The following is a 22,419-nucleotide window of genomic DNA, read 5'->3' on the forward strand; positions in this document are numbered from 1 at the left end:
AGGGTACAGCTCACAGGTTGTACTGTTTACGTTTGCGATACAGGGTTGATGCGTCGATCCCGAGGGTACGCGCGGCCTGGTCCAGGGTGTCGCTGGTGGCCAGTACGGCGCCGATATGGGCTTTTTCCAGTTCGTCCAGGCTCAGTGCGGCGCCGATACGCGGCGCGTTGTTGGTCGGTTGCTCGGCCATGCCGAGATGGCTGATTTCGACTTTTTCCTGGGGGCAGATAATGCTCGCGCGTTCGACCACGTTGCGCAGTTCGCGGATATTGCCCGGCCAGCGATAGTTCAGCAGCGCTTCGCGTGCGTCATCGCTGAAACCCCGTGCCGGCCGCGCGTATTCCTTGACGAAGCGCGCCAGGAAGCGGTCGGCCAGGGCCAGGATGTCTTCGCTGCGTTCGCGCAGCGGCGGCAGGTGCAAGGTGATTACGTTGAGGCGGTAGAGCAAGTCTTCACGGAAGCGGCCGTCGCGCACCATGTCTTCCAGGTTCAGGTTGGTGGCCGCCAGGATGCGTACGTCGGCGCGCCGGGTAACCGGGTCACCCACGCGCTCGTATTCCTTGTCCTGGATAAAACGCAGCAACTTGGGTTGCAACGTGAGCGGAAAGTCGCCGATTTCATCGAGAAACAGCGTGCCGCCGTCGGCCTGGTTGACGCGCCCCAGGGTGCTTTCGCTGGCGCCGGTAAAGGCCCCGCGGCTATGACCGAACAACTCGCTTTCCATCAGCTCGGCGGTCAGCGACGGGCAGTTGATGGTCACGCAGGATTTCTTCGAACGCTTGCTCCAGCCGTGAATGGCACGGGCCAACTCACCTTTACCGGTGCCGGACTCGCCCAGGATCAGGATGTTGGCGTCGGTATTGGCCACTTGGCGCGCAGTTTCCAGCACCACCATCATCGAAGGGCTGTGCGAATCGAGGCCGTCCTTGGGTTGGCGGACTTCGCCTTCCAAGGCTTCCAGGCGCGCGGAGAGCTGGCGCACTTCCAGCTGCTTGGCGGTGGCCAGGCGCAACTGGTCGGGGCTGCAAGGTTTTACCAGGTAGTCGGCGGCGCCAGCCTGGATCGCGTCCACGGCGGTGTCGACAGCCGAATGGGCGGTCACTATTACCACGCGCATCCAGGGCGCCTGAATGCGCATTTGGGCCAGTACCACCAGGCCATCGTCCTCGCCCAGCCGCAGGTCGAGGAAGCACAGGTCGAACACCTGGCGTTGCATCAGGGCATCGGCTTGGGCCGCGCTGTTGGCGGTGGCCACGGTATAGCCTTCATCTTCCAGGCAATAACGGAAGGTGCGGAGGATCGCGGATTCGTCATCCACTAAAAGAATGCGGCCTTGAAGTTCCTTGGCTGATTCCATCTGTCCTGCGCTCCTTAACTGTGAGTGATCTTTGCTTAGTCCCGGAATAATCGGGCAAGTTGCATGGTTTATTCTGATCGATAAAAGCCAACGTCGTGCAGGTATCTGTATGTCGTCCTACAAAGCCCCGTCTAATGGCGTTTTCATGCCGTCTTGCCACTTCGGCAACGCACTATCCACTTTCGATCCCTTCGCCCGACCACTGACCATCGTGCATTTCGCACGGCGTGTAAGGGGGCATCGTGCAGGATGCTAGAGGGTTCACCTAATGCATATATTTAAATCATTGATTTTATTGAGTTTTATTTTGTAAAAAAGCTGGCATGCGCTCTGCAATAGCTCTCCCAACGAATAATCAGAATGCGGGAGACAAGCAGCATGACTCGCCAAAGCCTCAACCAACTGTGTGTATCGCCACTGCGCCTGCAGCAAGGTCTGTTTGCCAGCCTGGCGCTGATGGTCACGTTGATTGGTGGTCAGCAGATGCAGCATTGGCAGCAGGGTCAGCAGCAAGTCCCGCAATTCGAACGTCCAGCCATGACGCAAACCCATTTCAGCTCGATCCAGAGCCATTCCGTCGGCAGCGTCAGTGCCGAGGTAAGCGCCCCGCAATTGCGCGTAGCCGATCAGGATTCGACTCTGGGCGAGCTGCCCACCCAAGAACGTTGGGTGTTCTAGGCAAGAAAAGCGGTCGCTTTTAATCGGCGTCCGTACGGCACTACCGCTGTTAACTCTTATAAAAGCGTAAGGAGAATCACCATGTTGAGTTGGGCAATCACATTTCTGATCATCGCCATTGTGGCTGCAGTGCTGGGCTTCGGTGGTATCGCGGGCACCGCTACGGGTATCGCCAAGATTCTGTTTGTGGTCTTCCTGGTGATGTTCATTGCGTCGTTCTTCTTTGGTCGTCGCGGCCGAGGCTGAACATGACCCCTTCCCTTAAAGCCATTGCTGCCGCCCTGCTCCTGGGCGGCAGCGGCCTGGCGATGGCCGCCAATGACGGCCAATCGCGGGCCAACGAGTTGCTCAGTGCGGACCCGCAGTACCGCGAAACCTGGCAAGGCGTGGTGAAGAAAGAAGAGCGCCTGCCGGAATGGGTGATGAACCTGTCGGGCACGGCCGAACAAATGAATGCCGTGGAAGAGGATGGCGACAAGTACTTGGTAGGGCCGCTCTGTGAAACTGCAGACACGTGCCTGAACAAGCGCCTGATCGTCGCCTTCAGCCTCGACAAGGAAGATGCCTACGCCATGTTGGTGGAAGTACCGGCCGGTTTGCCGTCGGACAAGTCCCCTACTCGGCACGCCGATTACCGTTTTATCGGTAAGCCGGATGAAGGCATGCAGAAGCTGCTGATGGAACAGCTGAAGAAAGATCCGAATTGGTACTAGGTTCTGTGCGGCGCGTGTGTCGTCTGCAGGACCAGCGTCCATAGAAAGAAGCCCCTCTCTTCTTTCTGTTTGCGCCGCCCGCCAAGGGCGGTGCATGACCAGGGGGCCGGGTTGCTCTGATCAATCGAGATCGGCGTGACCTACGGGTACAGGGAGTGCCTGCGAAAGGGCCGGGTCAGGCGAAAAGCTGCGACGCAGGTTCACAAGCCTCAAGCTTGCTGAACTTGCGGCGGGCTTATGACATTTATCCCCGCGTCTGCTACCTCTCCCTTATCCCCCCATATCTCCCTAATACCACCCATAGCCGAGAATTCTTTTTTCGCTGGTGACTAACCGTTACCTGGTGTGTCCGAGTGACCATCTATCGAGAAAGTTTCGCCCTTGCCACAGGACATTTCTGGCGTTGGCTCGTTGAATTTCCGGGTATTTCTGCCAGCGGGTCAAAGTCGTCCAGAATCTCTGCGCGAGCCTGATTTGGCCGGTTCACGGCATATTCGCCGGACAATTTGTCGCATTTGAACTGACCGTTCGGACAGTTATTATGCAAAAAAGTCATGCCGATTCGGCATAGGGTAGGCGTTTACGGCATTAGACGTCGCTCCCTTGCATGGGAATAGTTGCGCCTTTTTTCGCCTGCCAGTAAGCCATTTCGGCCACGCTGCGGTGACCTTCCATGGAGGCTGATGCACACACTTTTTCGCTCTCGAGCGTTGCAGCTGGCGCATTTGCCATACGTCCACTTGAAGTAAGGGTAATGACATGAAGAAGGCAAAGCTAAGCCTCGCCTGGCAGATCCTCATCGGTTTGGTGCTGGGGATCGCAATCGGTGCAGTGCTCAACCATTTCAGTGCTGAAAAAGCCTGGTGGATCAGCAATGTGTTGCAGCCAGCGGGCGATATCTTTATCCGCCTGATCAAGATGATCGTGATCCCGATTGTGATTTCCTCGCTGATCGTCGGCATTGCCGGTGTGGGTGATGCGAAAAAGCTCGGGCGTATCGGTGTCAAAACCATCCTTTACTTCGAAATCGTCACCACCATCGCCATCGTGGTCGGCCTGTTGCTGGCCAACCTGTTCCACCCGGGCGCCGGCATCGACATGAGTACCCTGGGTACCGTCGATATTTCCAAGTACCAGGCCACCGCCGCCGAAGTGCAGCACGAGCATGCGTTCATCGAAACCATCCTCAACCTGATCCCGTCGAACATCTTCGCGGCGGTCGCCCGTGGCGAAATGCTGCCGATCATCTTCTTCTCCGTACTGTTCGGGCTGGGCTTGTCGAGCCTCAAGCCGGAGCTGCGCGAGCCGCTGGTGACCATGTTCCAGGGCGTGTCCGAGAGCATGTTCAAAGTCACCCACATGATCATGAAGTACGCCCCTATCGGTGTATTTGCCCTGATCGCGGTGACCGTCGCCAACTTCGGCTTCGCCTCCCTGCTGCCGCTGGCCAAGCTGGTGATCCTGGTTTACGTGGCCATCCTGTTCTTCGCCTTCGCGGTGCTGGGCCTGATCGCGCGCCTGTTTGGCTTCTCGATCCTCAAGGTGATCCGCATCTTCAAGGATGAGCTGGTACTCGCCTACTCCACCGCCAGCTCCGAAACCGTGCTGCCGCGCGTGATCGAGAAGATGGAAGCCTACGGCGCGCCGAAAGCGATCTGCAGCTTTGTGGTGCCGACCGGTTACTCGTTCAACCTCGACGGCTCGACTCTCTACCAGAGCATCGCGGCGATCTTTATCGCTCAGCTGTATGGCATCGACCTGTCGGTCGGCCAGCAACTGATGCTGGTGCTGACCCTGATGGTCACCTCCAAAGGCATCGCCGGCGTGCCGGGCGTGTCCTTCGTGGTGCTGCTGGCCACCCTGGGCAGCGTTGGCATCCCGCTGGAAGGCCTGGCCTTCATCGCCGGTGTCGACCGCATCATGGACATGGCGCGTACTGCCCTGAACGTGATCGGCAACGCCCTGGCCGTACTGGTTATCTCCCGTTGGGAAGGCATGTACGACGACGCCAAGGGTGAGCGCTACTGGAATTCCCTGCCGCACTGGCGCAGCAAGCAAGCGCTGCCGGCCGGCGAAACCAGCCGCGGCTGATCAATCGTCTGTTCCTACACAAACCCCGGAAAATCCGGGGTTTGTCGTTTCTGCCAGCCCCGCTATCATTCGCCCCATCTTTCGGGGGATTTAACTGATGCTCAATGGCCTGTGGCTTGGCTTCTTTGTCGTGGCAATGGTGTCAGCACTGGTGCAATGGCTGGTCGGCGGTAACGCCGGGATTTTTGCGGCGATGGTGGAAAGTATTTTCGCCATGGCCAAATTGTCGGTGGAAGTGATGGTGCTGCTGTTCGGCACCCTGACGTTGTGGCTGGGCTTTCTGCGCATCGCCGAAAAAGCCGGTATCGTCGACTGGCTGGCCAAGGCACTCGGCCCGCTGTTTCTGCGCCTGATGCCGGAAGTGCCGCCGGGCCACCCCGCCATCGGCTTGATCACCCTCAACTTCGCTGCCAACGGCCTGGGCCTGGACAACGCCGCGACGCCTATCGGCCTGAAGGCCATGAAGGCGCTGCAGGAACTCAACCCCATCCCCAACACCGCGAGCAACGCCCAGATCCTGTTCCTGGTGCTCAACGCGTCGTCCTTGACGCTGCTGCCGGTGACCATCTTCATGTACCGCGCCCAGCAAGGCGCGCCCGACCCCACCTTGGTGTTTTTGCCGATCCTGCTGGCAACCAGTGCGTCGACTCTGGTGGGCCTGCTGTCGGTGGCGGTGATGCAGCGCCTGCGGCTGTGGGACCCGGTGGTGCTGGCCTATCTGGTGCCAGGTGCATTGGTGCTGGGCGGCTTTATGGCGCTGCTGGCCACCCTGTCGGCCACGGCACTGGCCGGGCTGTCGTCGATCCTGGGTAACCTCACGCTGTTTGGGCTGATCATGCTGTTCCTGGTGATCGGCGCGCTGCGCAAGGTCAAGGTGTACGAGGCGTTTGTCGAAGGCGCCAAGGAAGGTTTTGACGTTGCCAAGAACCTGCTGCCGTACCTGGTGGCGATGCTCTGCGCCGTGGGCGTGTTGCGCGCTTCGGGGGCGTTGGACTTCGGCCTCGAAGGGATTCGCCATGTGGTGGCCTGGACCGGCCTGGATACACGCTTTGTGGATGCGTTGCCGACCGCGATGGTCAAGCCATTCTCCGGCAGTGCTGCGCGGGCAATGCTGATCGAGACCATGCAGACCCAGGGCGTGGACAGCTTCCCGGCGTTGGTGGCCGCGACGATTCAGGGCAGTACGGAAACCACCTTTTATGTATTGGCGGTGTACTTTGGCTCGGTGGGTATCCAGCGCGCGCGGCATGCGGTTGGGTGTGCATTGCTGGCGGAATTGGCTGGTGTGGTGGCGGCGATTGCGGTGTGCTACTGGTTCTTTGGTTAAGGCTGACACCGCTTTCGCGAGCAAACCCGCTCCCACATTTTGACCGCATTTCGTCAGGATAAACTCGGTCAAAATGTGGGAGCGGGCTTGCTCGCGAAGAGGCCCTCAGCGTTTCGCAGTGATATTGCCCTGCTGCACCACCCAATCCACCACCTGCCTATTCAACTGATCCCCCGCCTGCCCAAACCCGGCAACCACCGCCGGCACCTTGGTGTCGCGTACCGGCTGCCTCACCTCAAACCGCCGGCTGGCCACAATCCGCTGATCACTCCCACGCACTAACCGCGCGTCGAGGCGAAGCACCACCTCCACTGCACTGCCGTGATATTCACTCTGGAACGCCTGCAACTGCCCACCCAGCTCATAGTCGGCCTGCAGGTTGGTGTCATCGGTACTCAGCAGCGTCACCCGGCCATCACGTTGGAAGCCATCCATGAAACGGTTGCGCAGCAGCACAGGGGTTGGATCGCTCCAGCGGGAGTTGGCATAGCTGCTGATCAGGTCGCCATTGGGCACCACGGCAATGCGCGGGCTGTCGAGAAACTCGCTGGTCTGTGGTTTGTTCACGCGCAGCGACCAGGCCACGGCGGTGCCCTGGCCGGCAGGTTGGGCGGATGCCAGGCGATACACGTCCGAAGGGTCGGCCTTGGGCAGGATCGAGCACGCACTGATCAGGGCCAGGGCCACCGGGGCGATCATTTGGTAAGCACGCTTCATGGCGTGAACTCCTTGTTCTTGTCGCTGCCCAGCAGGTAACCGCTGGGGTTGGCTTCCAGGCGGCGGGAGATGGCGCGCAGCGAACCCAGGGTTTCGCGCAGTTCACGCACCGCCGGCGCCAGTTCGTTGAGGCCCTGCATGCCGCTGTTCACCGAGTCCTTGTTGTTTGTCAGCAAGGTGTTGATGGTCGCGGTGCTTTGTTCGAGGGATTTCATCGCCTGTTCCGCACTGCCGAAGGCCTGCTTGCCTTGGTCGTTGAGCAGGCCGTTAGCGTTGCGCATCAGTGTGGTGGTTTGCTCCAGGGCGGCGCTCGCCTGTTTGCTCACCTGCATCAGTTGTTGCATCACCACCTTGATATCGCCGCGCTGGTCAGCGATGGCGCCGGTGGTTTGTTGCAGGTTGTCCAGGGTCTTGCTCAGGCGGTCGACGTTCTCCGAAGAAAACATGTGGTTGGCGTTATGCAGCAGCAGGTTAATCCCGGTCATCAGGTCGTTGCTGTTGTTCAGCAGCCGCGCAATGGGCGATGGCGAGGCGATGATCTGCGGCAGGTTGCCGTCCTTGCCCTTCAGTTCCGGGCTTTGCGGGGTGCCGCCACTGAGCTGGATGATCGACGTGCCGGTGATGCCGGTCAGCGCCAGCTTGGCCTGGGTGTCTTCCTTGATCGGTGTCTGCCCGGCCAGGCGGATGCGCGCCAGTACGCGGCGTGGGTCCTTGGGGTCCAGGCTCAGGCTGATGACATCGCCCACCTTGATCCCGCTGTACTGCACCGAGCTGCCTTGGGACAGGCCGCTGACCGCCTCGTTGAAGATCACTTCGTAATCCTGGAAGGCGCTGTCGACGCTGGATTTGGCCAGCCACAGGCCAAACAGCATGGCGCCGACCACCACGATTACGCTGAACAGACCGATCATCACATGATGGGCTCGGGTTTCCATGTCATACCTCGTTGAGCGGTTGAGCGGCATCCAATGCCGCGCGGCCCCGGGGGCCGTGGAAATATTCGTGGATCCAGGCGTCGTCGGTTTCCGAGACGACATCGATGGCATCGGCCACCAGTACTTTTTTCTGCGCCAGCACTGCCACACGGTCGGTGATGGTGTACAGCGTGTCGAGGTCGTGGGTGACCAGGAACACGCTCAGGCCCAGCGCGTCGCGCAGGGTCAGGATCAGTTGATCGAATTGCGCCGCGCCAATCGGGTCGAGGCCGGCGGTGGGTTCGTCGAGAAACAGGATGTCCGGGTCCAAGGCCAACGCACGGGCCAGGGCGGCGCGCTTGATCATGCCGCCGGACAGCGACGCCGGGTATTTGTCGGCGGCCGACAGCGGCAGCCCGGCCAGGGCCAGTTTGACTGCCGCCAGGTGCTCGGCATCGCGGCGGCTGAGGCCGGCGTGTTCGATCAGCGGCAGTGCGACGTTCTCGGTTACGGTCAGCGAGGAAAACAGCGCGCCCTTCTGGAACAGCACGCCGAAGCGCCGTTCCACCAGCGAGCGTTCATGTTCCGACAGGTTCGGCAGGTTCTTGCCGAACACCCGCACTTCGCCTTCGCTGGGCCGGCGCAGGCCGACGATGCTGCGCAACAGCACCGACTTGCCGCTGCCGGAGCCGCCGACCACGGCGAGGATCTCGCCCTTGTACAAGTCCAGGTCGAGGTTCTCGTGCACGCTCTGTTTACCAAAGCGATTGCACAGGCCCCGCACCTCAATCACCGCCTCGGCGGGCGCACGGTGTAAGCGACTCACCAGCCCATCTCCATGAAGAACAGCGCGGCGACCGCGTCCAGCACGATCACCACAAAGATCGATTGCACCACGCTGGAGGTGGTGTGGGCGCCGACCGATTCGGCACTGCCGCTGACCTTGAAGCCTTCCAGGCAGCCGATGGCGGCAATCAGGAAGGCAAAGATCGGCGCTTTAACCATGCCCACCAGGAAGTGCTGCACGCCGATGTCCGATTGCAGCAGCGACAGAAACATCGCTGGCGAAATATCCAGCGCCACGGCACACACCACCCCACCGCCGATAATCCCCGAAAGCATCGCCAGGAAGGTCAGCATCGGCAGCGCCACCAACAGCGCCAACACGCGTGGCAGTACCAGCAGCTCCATCGGGTCCAGGCCCAACGTGCGGATCGCGTCGATTTCTTCGTTGGCCTTCATCGAGCCAATTTGTGCGGTAAAGGCACTGGCGGTGCGGCCGGCGATCAGGATCGCGGTGAGCAATACGCCAAATTCCCGTAGGAAAGAGAACGCGACCAGGTCCACGGTGAAAATCGTTGCGCCGAAACTTTTGAGCACTGTAGCGCCGAGGAAGGCCACCACCGCGCCCACCAGAAAGGTCAGCAACGCCACGATGGGGGCGGCATCGAGGCCGACCTGCTCCAGGTGCGCAACCATCGGCGTCAGGCGCCAGCGTTTGGGCCGGAAAATACCGCGGGCGAAGGTTTCGAGGATCAGGCCGATAAAGCCCAGCAGTTTCTTGCTGTCCTGCCACACCGTGTCCACTGCCCGCCCGATGCGGGCCAGCACCTGGATGCCGGTGGCTTCTTCGGGGGCTTTTTCCGGCACGCAAAAATCGTTGAGAGAGCGGTAGACGGTCTTGAGCAGCGCGCGGTCAGCGGCCGAAAGGCTGCAATCGGTCTGTTCGGCGGATTGCTCGATACGGGTCGGCCCCAGCAACTCCACCAGCAGCGACGCACCGGCGGTATCCAGAGCACCGAGGCCATTGAGGTCGATGCGGGCGCCGGCGTCGTATTGGCCGTCGAGTTTGTCCGACAGCTTCTTCAGGCTGGCGTAGTGGGCAAGCGTCCAGTCCCCCGTAATCCTGAGCAACGGAGGGGTGGAGGATGTATCGAGTTGGGCGGCGCCGGCCGTAGTGCTACTGGTCATAAGCTCCGAGCTTGTCTGGCTATCCACAATTCCTACGTAATAGCACGATCCGGCCTACTTTGGATTGTCCGTTTGTGCTGAGTCCGTCACTTTGAAGCGCAGCACGCCGATCACCTGCCCATCTTCGGTCAACACCCGCACCTGCCAGCGGCCCACGGCGTCGGCCGGGAAGTTCTGTTTGTGGGTCCAGGCGCGATAGCCTTCTTTGCGCCCGCCGTGGATATCCAGGGCGATACGGTCGACCTCTTTGCCGTTGAATTTCCACACATGGTAGATCCGCTCATCCAGCCCGCGCGGTGCGTTAATTGCGGTGTAGGCATACAGCCCGCCGCTGCGCAGTTGGGCGGCGGTGACTTCCTTGAGGTCGTCGCCCGGCGTGCGGTCCTGCAACTGGGTGCTGATGGCCACTTCGGTCATCCACAGAGTGGCCGGCGGCACCCAACTGCGCAGGAACCAACCGGCGCAGCCAATGGCGGCCGTGACCCCCAGCAGCATCGCCCAACCTTTGATGCTGCGCAGCGGCAAACTCACCGCCAGGCTTGGAATCGACAGCGCCATGGCCACGCCGAGGGCGAGTTTGTAGCTCTCGGCGGTGGTCAGGTGCAGGATGATCGGCAGCGCAGTGAGCAGCGCGGCGAACAGCGTCAGGGTGTGCAGGGCGAGGAACAGTGAGCGCTTGGGCGCCAGCCACTTGTAGTAGAGCGGGTCGGTGATCGACACCAGCGCGGCGGCGCCTAGCAAACCGGTGAATACCGATTGGCCGCTGTTCCAGGCGGTGGTGACGAAAAAGAACGGCAACACAAAAAACAGACTCTCCTGGTGGATCATCTGGGTCGCGTAGCGCAACAGCGGTTCGGGGATTTCCCGCTTGAACACTTTGGTGAACAACTGCGTAAAGCTGTTCTCCAGCATCAACCACAGCCAGCTCACCAGCATGATCACCGCGATCCAGCTGGCCATGCCCTGCTGGCGGTCCACCAGAATGAAGCTGCACACGCCCGAAATGAAACCGCCGAGTGCAATCACCCCTGGGTAGCGCTTCATCAATTCGAGGACGCGGGTGATTAAGCGGGTCAGGTTTTGCATTCGGCGGTTCGCAATAGTCGTGGGAAAAATCCTAAATAGAATAACGCCTTAGCCCGGTGTCCGGGGCGTCATCGCGCGATCGGTTTGCGATAAACCCGCACGCCGATCAACACAATGGCGATCAGACCGAGTACGCCGGCACCGATCCAGCTCAGCATGTCGTAGCTCAGCAGCGGCTTTTCGATGCGCCAGTAACCCGGTTGCTTGAACACCTCGCGCATGGCCACGTTGGCCTGCTCCAGTTTGACCGCCTTGATGCGTTTGGCCGGGTCGCTGAAGTGGCCGTTGTTGTAGTCGCCCGCGGCGCTCCAATAATAGTCGGCCAGCGCGCTGTTGCCCTGCACGGCCCACGCCTGGCGGGCGATGGCGGCTTGCTGCAGGCGGGCGAATACGGCCGGGTCGAGGCCATCCTTGAGCAGTTGGGCCTTGAGGTCTTGTAGCACCTGTTCGGCTTCGGGGAGGTTTTCCCGCTCAAGGTCGGCATTCAGGCTGAGGAAACCGACGCCGCCGAGTACTTCGCGTTCGCTCCAAGGGCCGTAGGACAAACCGTGCTGCAGGCGCAGTTGGCGGTACAGCGCCCAGTCCAGGTAGTCCTTGAGCAGGTCATAGGTTTCATCGTGCTGGTCGTCCAGCATTGGCTCGGGGAACAGCCAGTGCAGCTTGGCGCTGTCGCCGACCCAGCCGTGGATCAGCTCGCGATGGCCGGCGGCGGCGCGCTGGATGTCCGGCAGCGCCGGGTGCTCTGTGGGCTCTACCGGGTCGAGTTGGCCGTAGGTGCGTTCCAGATAAGCCGGCAACAGTTTGTCGAGGTCGCCGACGATGATCAGGGTCATGTTGTTGGGGGCGTACCAGTTCTTGCGCAGCTTATCCAACTGGTCGCGGGTCAGGTGATCGACCTCGGCGCGCTCGGCGCATTTGAGCCCCAGCTCGATGGCCAATTGATTGCTGGCGGTGTGGCCCAGGTCCTGGCGGTCGAGCAGGCGTTGCAGGTGCGAGTAGTGGCCACCGTCTTCGCGCTCGACCACCCGTTTGGCCGCGTTGATATTGGCGTCGGTAAGCTCGGTGCGGGTGATGATGGCCAGCAGCAGGTCGAGCACCTTGCGCTGGTTTTGCGCAGGTGCTTCGATCACAAAGGTGGTGTCGGCATTGCTGGTGTAGGCGTTCCACTCGCCGCCGAGGGCTTGCATGCGGTCTTCCAGGTCGCCTTCGCCGCCGCCGTCGATGCCACTGAACAGTAAGTGCTCGAGCAGGTGCGGCAACTCTTTTTCAGCGCAACTGAAGTCATCCAGGCCTACGCCCACGACCAGGCGGATAGCCACGTGCCCGCGCTCGGTCCCCGGTTTGAGCAGCAATTGCAGGCCGTTGGGCAAGGTGTAGCCCTCGACTTGCAGGCGGTCAAAGGCAAAGGTGTGAGCCGAGCCTATGAGCAGGCAAGCGAATAACAGGCGACGCATAACTAGCTTCCTGGCGAGTGAGGTCAGTTTTAACTGACTTCACGGGCCATCATCCGTTCAGGGTGAATGCGTGATGTCGGCAATATCTTCGGCGGAGAGCGCGCCGGTGTCAGACGTTTCCAACACTACATAAGCACTGCTACAAAACAACGAGTTGAGGCGTTTCATGTCGGCAATCAGCTCCAGGTGCAGAGAACTGGTCTCCAGGCTCTGTACGATCTTGCGTTGCAGGCGGCTCACATGGGCGTGGGCCAGCCGCCGTTCCTGGGCGCGAAAGCGGCGCTTCTCACGCAGCAATTGGCGTGCGCTTTCCGGGTCGGCGCTGAGGAATACCGACAACCCCAGGCGCAGGTTGGCGATCAGTTGGCTGTGCAGGCCGCTGAGTTCTTCCAGGCCCACTTCGGAAAACTGCCGGCGCTGGGAGGTTTTCTGCTGCTGGACCTTGCGCAGCATACGTTCGATCAGGTCACCGGCGAGTTTCAGGTTGATCGACAGCTCGATGATTTCGGCCCAGCGGCGGCTGTCCTGTTCGCTGAGGTCTTCGCGGGGCATCTGTGCCAGGTAGAGCTTGATCGCACTGTAGAGGGCTTCGACGTCATCGCTGAGGCTGCGCATTTCCTGGGTGATGGCGGTTTGTTTGCCGCGCAGCACTTCCTGCATGGCAGTGAGCATGTTGTCGATCAGGTCGCCCAGGCGCAGGGTTTCCCGCGCGGCGTTGGCCAGCGCCAGGCTTGGCGTGGTCAGTGCGGCGAGGTCCAGGTGGCGCGGCTTGGCTTTGCCGTTGACCTCCTCGCGCTCCGGCAGCAACCAGGCGCACAGGCGGGCCATGGGGCCGATGGTGGGTAGCAGGATCAGGCAGCGGCTGACGTTGTAGAGCAGGTGGAAGGTAATGACCATGCCTTGAGTGCTGTAGTCCAAACCGTCCATCCAGCGTACGAGTGGGTCGAGCACCGGGATGATCAGCAGCAGGCCGATCAATTTGTACAGCAGGCTGCCCAATGCCACTTGGCGCCCGGCGGCGTTTTGCATGCTGGTGCTGAGAAAGGCCAGCACGCCGCTGCCGATGTTGGCGCCAATCACCAGGCCGATGGCCACGTGCAAACCAATCACACCGGCGCCGGCCAGGGTTGCCGTGAGCAGGACGGCGGCCAGGCTGGAGTAGGAAATCATCGCGAACAAGGCGCCGACCAGGGCGTCGAGCAGGATGTCGCCGGTCAACGAGGCGAACAGTACTTTCACGCCTTGGGCGTGGGTGATCGGCCCGGCGGCTTCAACAATCAGTTGCAAGGCGAGAATGATCAGCCCCAGGCCGATTCCCACGCGCCCCAACTGCCCTGCCCGCGTCTGTTTGCGCGAGAGGAAGAAGATCACCCCGAGGAAGATCAGCAGCGGCGACAGCCAGGACAGGTCGAATGTCAGCACCCGCGCCATCAGCGCGGTACCGACGTCGGCACCGAGCATGGTCGCCAGGGCGGGCATCAGGCCCATCAGGCCTTGGCCGACGAAGGAGGTCACCAGCATCGCTGTGGCGTTGCTGCTCTGCACCATGGCGGTCACCAGGATACCGGCGACAAAGGCCAGCCAGCGTTTGGACATGTTCTGCCCGATGACGTGGCGCAAGTTGGAGCCGTAGACCCGCAAGATGCCGGTACGGACGATGTGCGTGCCCCAGATAAGCAGGGTCACGGCGGAAAGCAGATTGAGCAAGGTCAGCATGCTCGGCCCCCCGTGTGGGTGCGCTCCAAAAGGAGCGAAGGAAAGTTGCCGCGTGCCGTTCTACGTCTTGTAGTTAAGCTGTAGTTGGCGAATGGGCTCTGCGCCAGCATCGCATAGCTGAAGTTGGGATTGAAACAAAACTGTCATGAAATCAGCTTTTTGCGGATGAAAAAAAGGGGCTCGAGAGCCCCTTTTCAGCAGCGGGTCAGGTTTATTGACCCGGAATGTCCTTGCGCAGTTTCACAGGGTCCTGCTGTTTCTTCTTTTTCGCGATGGCCGTACGCATCTTGATGTTCACCGCTTCCACCGCCAGCGAGAACGCCATGGCGAAGTAGACGTAGCCTTTTGGCACGTGCACATCGAAGGATTCGGCGATCAGCACGGTACCGACTACCAGCAGGAACGACAGCGCGAGCATCTTCAGCGAAGGGTGCTTGTCGATGAATTCGCTGATGGTGCCGGCAGCCAGCATCATCACCAGCACCGCAACCACGATCGCAGCGACCATGACCGGTACATGGGAAACCATGCCCACGGCGGTGATCACCGAGTCCAGGGAGAACACGATGTCGATGATGGCGATCTGGATGATGGTGTAGATGAACTTGCCACCGGCGCCCTTCGGCGCGTCGTTGGTTTCGTTTTCACCTTCCAGGGCGTGGTACATCTCCTGGGAGCTTTTCCACAGCAGGAACAGGCCACCGAAGAACAGGATCAGGTCGCGGCCGGAAATGCCCTGGCTGAAGACCACGAACAGGTCGGCGGTCAGTTGCATGACCCAAGTGATCGACAGCAGCAACAGGATTCGCGTGACCATGGCCAGCGCCAGGCCGAAGATCCGGGTGCGCGCCTGCATATGCTTGGGCATGCGGCTGACCAGGATCGAAATCATGATGATGTTATCGATGCCCAGGACGATCTCGAGAGCCGTCAGGGTGAAGAAGGCAATCCAGATTTCCGGATTGGTCAGCCATTCCATGTGTATTCCTTTGAGCGAGTGTTAAACCGCGCAAGCTGCAGCGCCGCGCGGTGAGTGAGTCGGTACGATTATAGAGTGCTGAACAGCGGAAAAATCCCCATCAGCAACGCGGCGAACATTATGCACAGGCACACCAGTACTGCCCACTTCAGGGTGAAGCGCTGGTGATCGCCAAATTCGATACCGGCCAGGGCTACCAGCAGATAGGTCGAGGGTACCAGCGGGCTGAGCAAGTGCACGGGCTGGCCGACAATGGAGGCGCGGGCCATTTCCACGGCGCTGATGCCGTAGTGGCTGGCGGCTTCAGCGAGTACCGGCAGTACGCCATAGTAGAACGCATCGTTGGACATGAAGAAGGTGAACGGCATGCTCACCAGCGCGGTGATCACGGCCAGGTAAGGGCCCATCGCATCGGGGATGACGGTCAGCAGGCTCTTGGACATGGCATCGACCATGCCGGTGCCCGACAGAATGCCGGTGAAGATACCCGCAGCGAAGATCAACCCTACAACCGCCAGTACACTGCCGGCGTGGGCGGCGACGCGGTCTTTCTGCATTTGCAGGCACGGGTAGTTGACGATCATCGCGATACTGAACGCCACCATGAACAGCACCGGCAGCGGCAACAGGCCGGCGATCAGGGCGCACATCAGGACGAAGGTCAGGGCGCCGTTGAACCAGATCAGCTTTGGACGGCGGGCGTCCGGGAATTGCGACACGCTGATTTCGCTGTGATCGACGTCATCGCCTTGCAGGTGCAGTTCGCCAAGGCGCGCACGTTCGCGCTTGCCGTACATGTAGGCGATTACCAGGATTGCCACCACACCAGCAGCCATGGCCGGGATCATCGGTACGAAGATGTCCGACGGGTCCACATGCAACGCACTGGCCGCGCGGGCGGTCGGGCCACCCCACGGCGTCATGTTCATCACGCCGCCGGCGAGGATGATCAGGCCGGCCATGATCCGCGGGCTCATGCCGATACGCTGGTACAGCGGCAGCATCGCCGCCACGCAGATCATGTAGGTGGTGGCGCCGTCGCCATCGAGGGACACCACCAGGGCCAGCACGGCTGTACCGACTGAGACTTTCAGCGGGTCGCCCTTGACCATCTTGAGGATCTTGCGCACAGCCGGGTCGAACAGGCCGGAGTCGATCATCAGGGCAAAGTAGAGGATGGCGAACATCAGCATCACGCCGGTCGGCGCGAGCTTGGTGATGCCCGCGAGCATCATCGGGCCGATCTCCGGTGCAAAGCCACCAAACAGGGCGAACAGGATCGGCACAATGATCAACGCGATCAGCGCGGACAGGCGCTTGGTCATGATCAGATACATGAACGTGATGACCATGGCAAAGCCAAGGAAAGTCAGCATAGGAATACTCCAGGCGTAGCGCGGCTAGGGAATGGCGAACCGGGAGGGGTCAGCGCAGAACGAAAGGCACGAGGCGTACGGGTGGAGTTGGGGCAAACAGGCGGGTACGAGCGGACATCAGGATCACCATTGTTGTTGTTAACGGCCGGTCTGTTGCCGGCAGTGGGGGCGATCCTAGACGGGGAAGCTTTCAGCCAGCTTTCGCCGGCCAAACCGATGATGAAGGCCGACACGCGGTCGTTGGATGTATGTAGATCAAAATGTGGGAGCGGGCTTGCTCGCGAATGCAGTCTGCCAGTTGATGATGCATCGACTGCCAGTCCGCTTTCGCGGGCAAGCCCGCTCCCACATTTGGATTGTGTTTAGACGTAGGCGTCAGGGCAGCTCGAGGCCGCCCGCTGCCTTGTGCAGCTTGCGCAAATGCTCGCCGACTTGCTTGAGGTTGGCTTCACAGGCAGCAATCTCGGCAGCGCGGGACGGGTCCAGCAGCGCCCTCACCTCTTTATCCAGCTCGCCGGTCAGCGATTGCAGCTGCTTCTGGCGCTCGGCGCTTTCCGATTCCAGGCGCTCGGACTCCGACGCTTGCGGCAGGCCGTAGCCGCCGCTGCCGAGCAGTTCTGCCGGGCGGCTGAGGAACCCGCTGTTGGCGAGGATCTGTTGCAGCGTGGCGTTGGCCTTCTCCATGCCGCCGTTTTTCAGCTCGCGGGCCCCGAGGTAGCGTTGCTTCACTTCGTCCTGGGCCAGCATCAACTGTTTGCGAAAGCTCGCCTGCTCCAGCAGCAACAATGCGGCGCTGGTGCGCAGGTCGGCCTGGTCGAACCATTGGCGGCGCTCTGCGGCGCTCAGGGACAGCCAGTCTTCGACCTGGGTCTGTTTGATCGGCAGGTGTTTGCGCAGCACATCGAACATCGCCTGGTAGCGTTCGCGGAACGAGTCGAAGTGGTAACCCAGGCGCAACGCCTCGCGTTTGTCATTGAGTACGCTGGTATCCGCCAACCCACGGGCTTGTAACACTTCGAGCAGGCCATTGGGGGTGATGTTGTCCAGCCCGGTCAGTTGCGGGTTGGCGCTGCCGCTGCGCAACAGTTTCAGGCTTTCGACGGCACAGTTGTTGGACAGGAAGAAGTAGCTGCCGTCGTAGCTCCAGTGCATTTCGGCGGCGTGCTCGACGGTGTCGTTGATTTCCTGGCGCGTCAGTTTCAATGGCACCGACGCCAGGCCGCGCAGTTCGGTCTTGGTGTATTCGTCGATCACCTGGGCCAGCGGCAGTACAAACAGGCGTGATGGGTATTTGCCCACCAGGCCATCCCAGCTCGACAGTTGTACGTCACCGACAAACGCGCGGTAGGACAACACCAGGTGCTGGTCCAGGTCCAGCCGGCAATCCGGGCCACGCGGGCGGCCCGGCGCGCAGATCACCAGGCGCAGCATGCTGTGGCCCCAGCGGCTTACCAGGTTCTGGTTGGCTTCGGCCAGCAGGTAGTCGATTTCGTAGACGCGCTCCGGGTCGACATGGCCCAGGGGCGTCTTGGCGAAATCATTACCGGCGTTGAGGAACGCGTAGCTCTTGGCGCAGGTGTCTTGGTCGGGCGGGGCCCAGCCGAAGTGTTCCTGGTAATAGCGGAACAGCGCGGGGCGCCGGCAGGCGTAGCTTGGGTCGAGGAGGAAGTACTCCATGTTGACCGCGACGAATTCCAGCGGGCTGGTGGTTTCGTAGATATCCGGGCTGCGCGCGATCTGGCGGTTGTGCTGTTCGCGTTCGCCACGACGGCCGACATATTGCGGCCAACCGGCGAGGTCCAGCAGGCGCGGGTCGTCACTGAGGGTGAAGCGCCGGTCGTTCTGGCCACGGCATTGGTCGGGCAGGCCGATCAGGCCGGTGATGTTGTTCTGGCGGCTGCAACGATTGATCAGCGCGCGCTCGTCCTTGGGCCACAAGCGCGCACGGTCATAAATGTGGGTCAGTTCATGCAGCACGGTGGCGAGCATTTCCCGGCGCACGGTGCCGTGGGGGCGATTGGTTTTCCGGGTGGCGGCACTGCCGTCGGTCAGGCTGGCGAGCAGGTTGCGGTTGAGGTCCAGTTCGGACACCAGGGAGGCCTGGCCGTAGGCGTTCTCGGGCATCTTGTCGGTCCAGCCGACATCGATGGTGCGGTCCAGCTGTTCGATAAAGCGCGGCGGCAGTGAGCGCATCGCTTCATCGAGCAATGCCTGGCTGGCATGCTGTTCCGCCGGGCTCAAGCCATCGGGCTTGAGCCGCAGTTGCAGGCTGGCCTGGGCTGCGCTCGCACACAGCAGCACAGTCCCGGCCAAGAGCCAGGCGGTAAGGCGCCTCACAGCGCGAGGATAGCTTCGGCGAGGGTCTGGTCGCTGGCGTCGCGGGCTTCCGGCAGGCGGGTGCGCAGGGTGTCGAAGGCCGCTTCCAGTTGCGCACCGCGGATTTCACCGTTGGTGGCGACGAAACTGGCGGCGTCATCGTGGGCTTCACGCACGACCTTGGAGTCGCGGATGGAAGTGGTGGTGTCCGAGGTGAAATCAATGGTGCGGCCAGAGGCGCGAACAATGATGTTACTGGTGGCCACCAGGGTGTGTGCCTGGGCAACGTCGGCCAACAATAGCAGGCCTAGGGTGGCGGCGATCAGCGGGCTACGCATGGAATAACTCCAAAGACAAAGATGGAAATACGAAGATGATTATTGGACGAGAATTGCCTGCGCCAGTTCAAGGTCGCTGGCGTTAAGTTTTGGTTGGGTGCGGCGCAGGTAATCCAGTGCCGATTCCAACCGTGCTCCGCGCCATTCACCGCCAGTTGCGATGAACGTGGCCGCGTCATCCCGGGCCGCCACGATCACTTTCCGGTCAAAGGGCGCGGAGGTCACCTTGCTGGTGGCGTACGCGCTCGCGACGGTGCTCTGGGTGGTCAGGTCAAAGGCCAAAGCCATTGGCGACCCGCAGGCAAAAAACAACACAGGGCCGATTAATAGACGGTATGAAAAAGCCATGGGACTCGACAACTGAAAACGAGCGCCAAGGCTAGCGCAATGCCCGGGCGAGAGCCAGTGAAGGTGTCAGGGAGCGGCCGGCGCGCCCTGACGCGCTTCGGGTCAGATGGCCAGGATGGCCTGGGCCAGTTGTGCGTCAGTCGCGGTGTTCAGTTGTGGCGCTTGCTGGCGGATCTGGGCCAGCGCGCTTTCCAGCTTCACGCCACGAATGGCGCCTTGGCTGGCGACAAAGCTGGCGGCGTCGTCACGGGCGGCGCGCACGACTTTGTTGTCACGCAGGGAGGACGTGGCATCGGAGGTGGCGTCGGAAGTGGCTTTCAGCGCACCGACGATAGAGTCGGTGGTCACGATGAAGCTCGTCGCGTTGACGTTGGCAGCCAGGGCCAACAGAGTGGCGGCGCTGAGCAGGCGAAGACGGGACATGGAGTGACTCCTGTAGATGAACGGATAAGGCGGCGCAGGTCAGCCATTGAGGATCAGACGCATGCTCTACGCGGTTCGCCACGTGGTGGGTTGGATATTAAGCCGCCGCTTATCCGTTCGGATAGCCTCTTGACTGCCTAGTCACGCCAGAACGGCTTGGCCAATTCCGTCATCCGCTCGCCGTGGCTGATGCCGAGGTCGGACAGTTCGCGCGGATCCAGCTGCGCCAGCTGGCGTCTTTCGTAGGCGTGGCGCGCCCATTTGGCCAGCAGGGAGAGCGTGCTGCGTAACAATCGCCTGTGCAGAGTGAGTTGGATAGCCATGGTGAGAGCCTTTCATGAGGTCTTGGTACACCATCTTGGGCGAGCGGCTTTGACCGTTACAGATACACCAGAGTTAAATTGTACTGTTTAACTGTTTTGTTTTTTAAACTGTACCGGTTGTTACGAACGGCTACTGTTCAATCGCTGAAAACCCGGATCTCGGAAACAACAAAGCCCGCCTCCGGTTACCCGGGGCGGGCTTTGTTTTGACAAATCAGTGCTGGCAGTGGACCCGTTGGGTCAGGGCCAGCGAGCGCCAATTAGCGCCAGAACGGCTTGCTCAGCTCTTCGTAGCGTTGAGCTTCGCTGATACCGGCGTCAGCCAGCAGACGCGAATCCAGGCGAGCCAGTTGGTGGCGGCTGGAGATGCGGCGCTGCCACAACATCAGGTTGGCGAGAACGCGCAAAGGCATGGAAGCCTGGGTGTTTACAGCTTTTTCTTCGAAGAACAGTTCGGAACTGAGTGTACGTTCCATGATGACATCCTTCCGCTTGTGGCGGGATTAGGTAGTGGTTTAACTGATGCCAATGATCCTCCTCCGGCGCAAGACTCTCTAGATACAGTTCACCTGTATTGTGAGGGGCCAGTTAACTGTTTAAAGGGGCTGTACTGTACGAAATTGGGGCAACTGTACCTGTCCGCACTGAAACAGTGCGAAATAGGCGGTTTTGGTTAGATGTGTAGGATATTACAGTAGGAAATGACCGGTACAGCAGTACAGTTTTTTCAAAAACTTCGAGCGATACCGCCAAGCTGATGAAACTGTGTTTGCATCAGCTCGGATCTGTATCAATCAAGCCTTGAGCATATGCCCGGTTTCTTCCAGGTTGATGTGCCAACTCAGGGCTTCACGCAGGATATGCGGGGTATGCCCGCCGATGGCGCAGGCTTCGTTGAAGTAACGGTTCAGGGCATCGCGGTAGGCCGGGTGCACACAGTTGTCGATGATCACCCGCGCCCGCTCGCGGGGTGCCAGGCCACGCAGGTCGGCCAGGCCGACTTCGGTTACCAGGATGTCGACGTCATGCTCGGTGTGGTCCACGTGGCTGACCATCGGCACCACGCTGGAAATCGCACCGCCTTTGGCAATCGACTTGGTGACGAAGATCGCCAGGTGCGCGTTGCGCGCGAAATCCCCGGAGCCACCAATGCCGTTCATCATCCGCGTGCCGCAGACGTGGGTAGAGTTGACGTTGCCGTAGATATCGAACTCCAGCGCGGTGTTGATACCGATGATGCCCAGGCGCCGCACCACTTCCGGGTGGTTGGAGATTTCCTGCGGGCGCAGCACCAGCTTGTCCTTGTAATGCTCCAGGTTGCCGAATACATCGGCGTTGCGTCGCTCGGACAAGGTGATCGAGCTGCCCGAGGCGAAGCTCAGTTTGCCGGCGTCGATCAGGTCGAAGGTCGAATCCTGCAGCACTTCCGAATACATGGTCAGGTTTTCGAAGGGCGACTCGATCAGGCCGCACATCACCGCGTTGGCGATGTTGCCGATCCCGGCCTGCAACGGGCCGAGCTTGTTGGTCATGCGCCCGGCGTCCACTTCCTGCTTGAGGAAGTTGATCAGGTGGTTGGCGATGCCTTGGGTATCGGCGTCAGGCGGCGTTACCGTGGAGGCCGAGTCGGCCTGGTTGGTAATCACGATGGCGACGATCTTTTCCGGCGGGATCGGGATCGCGGTACTGCCGATGCGGTCGTCGACTTTGACCAGTGGGATCGGCGTACGGGTTGGGCGGTAAGTCGGGATATAGATGTCGTGCAACCCTTCCAGGTTCGGGTTGTGCGCCAGGTTGATCTCGACGATCACCTGCTTGGCGAAAATCGCGAAGCTGGCCGAGTTACCCACGGAGGTGGTCGGCACGATGTGCCCTTGCTCGGTGATCGCAACGGCTTCGATCACGGCGATGTCCGGCAGCTTGAGCTGGTTGTTGCGCAGTTGCTCGACGGTTTCCGACAGGTGCTGGTCAATAAACATCACTTCGCCGGCGTTGATCGCCTTGCGCAAGGTGCTGTCGACCTGGAATGGCATGCGGCGCGACAGCACGCCGGCTTCTGTCAGTTGCTTGTCCAGGTCATTGCCCAGGCTGGCGCCGGTCATCAAGGTGATTTTCAGCGGCGAAGTCTTGGCGCGTTCGGCCAGGGCGTGGGGGACGGCCTTGGCTTCACCGGCACGGGTGAAGCCGCTCATGCCGACGGTCATGCCGTCCTCGATCAGTGCGGCGGCGTCTGCCGCGCTCATGACCTTGTTCAACAACGAAGGCAAGCGGATACGATCACGGTACATGAAT

22 protein-coding genes are annotated in these 22,419 nt (G+C 60.8%); 5 read left to right on the forward strand and 17 right to left on the reverse strand.

Annotated elements, in window-relative coordinates:
- Positions 1 to 10: 10 nt before the first annotated feature.
- Positions 11 to 1,357, reverse strand: a complete 1,347-nt coding sequence (gene algB, locus CXQ82_RS00535; RefSeq protein WP_101265179.1) for a sigma-54-dependent response regulator transcription factor AlgB — start codon at positions 1,355 to 1,357, stop codon at positions 11 to 13.
- Positions 1,358 to 1,735: 378 nt separating this feature from the next.
- On the opposite strand from algB, the gene CXQ82_RS00540 reads away from it, so the two are divergent.
- The 5 genes from CXQ82_RS00540 (at position 1,736) to CXQ82_RS00560 (ending at position 6,166) form a co-directional block, all read left to right on the forward strand.
- Positions 1,736 to 2,035, forward strand: a complete 300-nt coding sequence (locus CXQ82_RS00540; protein WP_101265182.1) for a hypothetical protein — start codon at positions 1,736 to 1,738, stop codon at positions 2,033 to 2,035.
- Positions 2,036 to 2,116: 81 nt separating this feature from the next.
- Complete coding sequence (locus tag CXQ82_RS00545; protein WP_003170804.1) at positions 2,117 to 2,281, forward strand: DUF1328 domain-containing protein; 165 nt, start codon at positions 2,117 to 2,119, stop codon at positions 2,279 to 2,281.
- Positions 2,282 to 2,283: 2 nt separating this feature from the next.
- The gene (locus CXQ82_RS00550; RefSeq protein WP_101265185.1) at positions 2,284 to 2,748 is read left to right on the forward strand and encodes an inhibitor of vertebrate lysozyme family protein; all 465 of its coding nucleotides are present in this window, start codon (positions 2,284 to 2,286) and stop codon (positions 2,746 to 2,748) included.
- A 759-nt stretch (positions 2,749 to 3,507) separates the two neighbouring features.
- The gene (gene gltP, locus CXQ82_RS00555) at positions 3,508 to 4,839 is read left to right on the forward strand and encodes a glutamate/aspartate:proton symporter GltP (RefSeq protein ID WP_101265187.1); all 1,332 of its coding nucleotides are present in this window, start codon (positions 3,508 to 3,510) and stop codon (positions 4,837 to 4,839) included.
- A gap of 97 nt (positions 4,840 to 4,936) precedes the next feature.
- A complete protein-coding gene (locus tag CXQ82_RS00560) occupies positions 4,937 to 6,166 on the forward strand; it encodes a nucleoside recognition domain-containing protein (protein WP_101265189.1) in 1,230 nt (409 codons plus the stop codon).
- Between the two features lie 105 nt (positions 6,167 to 6,271).
- Here the strand turns inward: CXQ82_RS00560 and CXQ82_RS00565 are convergent, their stop codons facing one another.
- The 16 genes from CXQ82_RS00565 to CXQ82_RS00645 all read right to left on the reverse strand — a co-directional run bounded on the left by CXQ82_RS00565 (position 6,272) and on the right by CXQ82_RS00645 (position 22,415).
- Positions 6,272 to 6,883, reverse strand: a complete 612-nt coding sequence (locus CXQ82_RS00565; protein WP_101265191.1) for an ABC-type transport auxiliary lipoprotein family protein — start codon at positions 6,881 to 6,883, stop codon at positions 6,272 to 6,274.
- The gene (locus CXQ82_RS00570) at positions 6,880 to 7,818 is read right to left on the reverse strand and encodes an MlaD family protein (protein ID WP_101265194.1); all 939 of its coding nucleotides are present in this window, start codon (positions 7,816 to 7,818) and stop codon (positions 6,880 to 6,882) included. Before CXQ82_RS00570 ends, CXQ82_RS00565 begins: the two co-directional genes overlap by 4 nt.
- Position 7,819: 1 nt before the next feature.
- Positions 7,820 to 8,623, reverse strand: coding sequence for an ABC transporter ATP-binding protein (locus tag CXQ82_RS00575; protein ID WP_101265196.1), 804 nt, complete (start codon positions 8,621 to 8,623; stop codon positions 7,820 to 7,822).
- Positions 8,620 to 9,768: an ABC transporter permease gene (locus tag CXQ82_RS00580; RefSeq protein WP_101265198.1), complete on the reverse strand. Its 1,149-nt coding sequence runs from the start codon at positions 9,766 to 9,768 to the stop codon at positions 8,620 to 8,622. The genes CXQ82_RS00575 and CXQ82_RS00580 overlap by 4 nt, the downstream gene beginning before the upstream one ends.
- 54 nt (positions 9,769 to 9,822) lie before the next feature.
- The gene (locus tag CXQ82_RS00585; RefSeq protein WP_101265200.1) at positions 9,823 to 10,854 is read right to left on the reverse strand and encodes a DUF5924 family protein; all 1,032 of its coding nucleotides are present in this window, start codon (positions 10,852 to 10,854) and stop codon (positions 9,823 to 9,825) included.
- A gap of 68 nt (positions 10,855 to 10,922) precedes the next feature.
- Entirely contained in the window at positions 10,923 to 12,308 is a 1,386-nt protein-coding gene (locus tag CXQ82_RS00590) for a pitrilysin family protein (RefSeq protein ID WP_101265202.1), read from the reverse strand.
- Positions 12,309 to 12,365: 57 nt separating this feature from the next.
- Positions 12,366 to 14,024: a Na/Pi cotransporter family protein gene (locus CXQ82_RS00595; RefSeq protein ID WP_101265204.1), complete on the reverse strand. Its 1,659-nt coding sequence runs from the start codon at positions 14,022 to 14,024 to the stop codon at positions 12,366 to 12,368.
- Positions 14,025 to 14,235: 211 nt separating this feature from the next.
- Entirely contained in the window at positions 14,236 to 15,003 is a 768-nt protein-coding gene (locus CXQ82_RS00600; RefSeq protein ID WP_101265206.1) for a TerC family protein, read from the reverse strand.
- 68 nt (positions 15,004 to 15,071) lie between these two features.
- Complete coding sequence (locus CXQ82_RS00605; protein WP_101265208.1) at positions 15,072 to 16,379, reverse strand: CitMHS family transporter; 1,308 nt, start codon at positions 16,377 to 16,379, stop codon at positions 15,072 to 15,074.
- Between the two features lie 375 nt (positions 16,380 to 16,754).
- A complete protein-coding gene (locus CXQ82_RS00615) occupies positions 16,755 to 18,716 on the reverse strand; it encodes a DUF4105 domain-containing protein (RefSeq protein WP_101265213.1) in 1,962 nt (653 codons plus the stop codon).
- Positions 18,713 to 19,033, reverse strand: coding sequence for a DUF2388 domain-containing protein (locus CXQ82_RS00620; protein WP_027608008.1), 321 nt, complete (start codon positions 19,031 to 19,033; stop codon positions 18,713 to 18,715). The genes CXQ82_RS00615 and CXQ82_RS00620 overlap by 4 nt, the downstream gene beginning before the upstream one ends.
- Positions 19,034 to 19,072: 39 nt before the next feature.
- Positions 19,073 to 19,381, reverse strand: a complete 309-nt coding sequence (locus CXQ82_RS00625) for a DUF2388 domain-containing protein (RefSeq protein ID WP_101265215.1) — start codon at positions 19,379 to 19,381, stop codon at positions 19,073 to 19,075.
- 102 nt (positions 19,382 to 19,483) lie between these two features.
- Complete coding sequence (locus tag CXQ82_RS00630) at positions 19,484 to 19,804, reverse strand: DUF2388 domain-containing protein (RefSeq protein WP_101265217.1); 321 nt, start codon at positions 19,802 to 19,804, stop codon at positions 19,484 to 19,486.
- Positions 19,805 to 19,941: 137 nt separating this feature from the next.
- Positions 19,942 to 20,127 (reverse strand): DUF1127 domain-containing protein, encoded by a 186-nt coding sequence (locus CXQ82_RS00635; RefSeq protein ID WP_101265219.1) that lies wholly within the window; start codon positions 20,125 to 20,127, stop codon positions 19,942 to 19,944.
- Between the two features lie 260 nt (positions 20,128 to 20,387).
- On the reverse strand, positions 20,388 to 20,603 hold the full coding sequence (locus tag CXQ82_RS00640) for a DUF1127 domain-containing protein (protein ID WP_032885015.1): 216 nt from the start codon (positions 20,601 to 20,603) through the stop codon (positions 20,388 to 20,390).
- A 318-nt stretch (positions 20,604 to 20,921) separates the two neighbouring features.
- A complete protein-coding gene (locus CXQ82_RS00645) occupies positions 20,922 to 22,415 on the reverse strand; it encodes an acetyl-CoA hydrolase/transferase family protein (protein WP_101265221.1) in 1,494 nt (497 codons plus the stop codon).
- Positions 22,416 to 22,419 lie beyond the last annotated feature (4 nt).

The organism is Pseudomonas sp. S09G 359 (genome assembly GCF_002843605.1).
Taxonomy (GTDB): Bacteria; Pseudomonadota; Gammaproteobacteria; order Pseudomonadales; family Pseudomonadaceae; genus Aquipseudomonas.

Bases quoted from the DNA above. Each gene is read 5' to 3' on its own strand.
- algB (WP_101265179.1), bottom strand. From the start codon at position 1,357: ATGGAATCAGCCAAGGAACTTCAAGGCCGCATTCTTTTAGTGGATGAC.
- CXQ82_RS00540 (WP_101265182.1), top strand. From the start codon at position 1,736: ATGACTCGCCAAAGCCTCAACCAACTGTGTGTATCGCCACTGCGCCTG.
- CXQ82_RS00545 (WP_003170804.1), top strand. From the start codon at position 2,117: ATGTTGAGTTGGGCAATCACATTTCTGATCATCGCCATTGTGGCTGCA.
- CXQ82_RS00550 (WP_101265185.1), top strand. From the start codon at position 2,284: ATGACCCCTTCCCTTAAAGCCATTGCTGCCGCCCTGCTCCTGGGCGGC.
- gltP (WP_101265187.1), top strand. From the start codon at position 3,508: ATGAAGAAGGCAAAGCTAAGCCTCGCCTGGCAGATCCTCATCGGTTTG.
- CXQ82_RS00560 (WP_101265189.1), top strand. From the start codon at position 4,937: ATGCTCAATGGCCTGTGGCTTGGCTTCTTTGTCGTGGCAATGGTGTCA.
- CXQ82_RS00565 (WP_101265191.1), bottom strand. From the start codon at position 6,883: ATGAAGCGTGCTTACCAAATGATCGCCCCGGTGGCCCTGGCCCTGATC.
- CXQ82_RS00570 (WP_101265194.1), bottom strand. From the start codon at position 7,818: ATGGAAACCCGAGCCCATCATGTGATGATCGGTCTGTTCAGCGTAATC.
- CXQ82_RS00580 (WP_101265198.1), bottom strand. From the start codon at position 9,768: ATGACCAGTAGCACTACGGCCGGCGCCGCCCAACTCGATACATCCTCC.
- CXQ82_RS00585 (WP_101265200.1), bottom strand. From the start codon at position 10,854: ATGCAAAACCTGACCCGCTTAATCACCCGCGTCCTCGAATTGATGAAG.
- CXQ82_RS00590 (WP_101265202.1), bottom strand. From the start codon at position 12,308: ATGCGTCGCCTGTTATTCGCTTGCCTGCTCATAGGCTCGGCTCACACC.
- CXQ82_RS00595 (WP_101265204.1), bottom strand. From the start codon at position 14,024: ATGCTGACCTTGCTCAATCTGCTTTCCGCCGTGACCCTGCTTATCTGG.
- CXQ82_RS00600 (WP_101265206.1), bottom strand. From the start codon at position 15,003: ATGGAATGGCTGACCAATCCGGAAATCTGGATTGCCTTCTTCACCCTG.
- CXQ82_RS00605 (WP_101265208.1), bottom strand. From the start codon at position 16,379: ATGCTGACTTTCCTTGGCTTTGCCATGGTCATCACGTTCATGTATCTG.
- CXQ82_RS00620 (WP_027608008.1), bottom strand. From the start codon at position 19,033: ATGCGTAGCCCGCTGATCGCCGCCACCCTAGGCCTGCTATTGTTGGCC.
- CXQ82_RS00625 (WP_101265215.1), bottom strand. From the start codon at position 19,381: ATGGCTTTTTCATACCGTCTATTAATCGGCCCTGTGTTGTTTTTTGCC.
- CXQ82_RS00630 (WP_101265217.1), bottom strand. From the start codon at position 19,804: ATGTCCCGTCTTCGCCTGCTCAGCGCCGCCACTCTGTTGGCCCTGGCT.
- CXQ82_RS00635 (WP_101265219.1), bottom strand. From the start codon at position 20,127: ATGGCTATCCAACTCACTCTGCACAGGCGATTGTTACGCAGCACGCTC.
- CXQ82_RS00640 (WP_032885015.1), bottom strand. From the start codon at position 20,603: ATGGAACGTACACTCAGTTCCGAACTGTTCTTCGAAGAAAAAGCTGTA.
- CXQ82_RS00645 (WP_101265221.1), bottom strand. From the start codon at position 22,415: ATGTACCGTGATCGTATCCGCTTGCCTTCGTTGTTGAACAAGGTCATG.